The following is a 394-nucleotide window of genomic DNA, read 5'->3' as shown; positions in this document are numbered from 1 at the left end:
CGCGGCCTGGCGCTGGGCGGCGGCGGCGGCGGGGGCCTCGGCCACCGCGTCCCGGGCGGCGAGGGCCTCGGCCCGGCGCTCCTGCAAACTGGCCAAGCGGGCGGTCGCGGCCTCGGCCCGCCCGGCCCATTCCGCCTGCTCGGCGGCCAGGCTGCCGCGGCGCTCATCGATCCGGTCGCGTTCCGCCCGCAGCGCGGCCAGCGCCTCCAGCGCCGCCGCTTCCCCCGCCCTGGCCGTGGAGAGGGCGGCGCGGGCCGCCTCCACGCCGCCGCGGATGGTGGCGAGGTCGGGCAGCGCCGCCGCCTCCGCCTCGGCACGGGCGAGGATCGCCTCGGCCTCCGTCGCCTCCGCCACAGCGCTGTCCCGCTGCGGCGCCAGGGCCGCGACGCGGCCG

1 protein-coding gene is annotated in these 394 nt (G+C 83.0%); it reads right to left on the bottom strand.

Annotation, left to right across the window (positions count from 1 at the left end; all coding sequences use genetic code 11):
• On the bottom strand, nucleotides 1-394 hold a 394-nt coding region (locus NJ376_RS27560), incomplete at both ends, for a hypothetical protein (RefSeq protein WP_456309992.1).

It is taken from the genome of Siccirubricoccus soli (assembly GCF_024178315.1).
In the GTDB taxonomy this organism is placed as follows: domain Bacteria; phylum Pseudomonadota; class Alphaproteobacteria; order Acetobacterales; family Acetobacteraceae; genus Siccirubricoccus; species Siccirubricoccus soli.
This window is presented reverse-complemented; position numbering and strand designations above follow the sequence as displayed.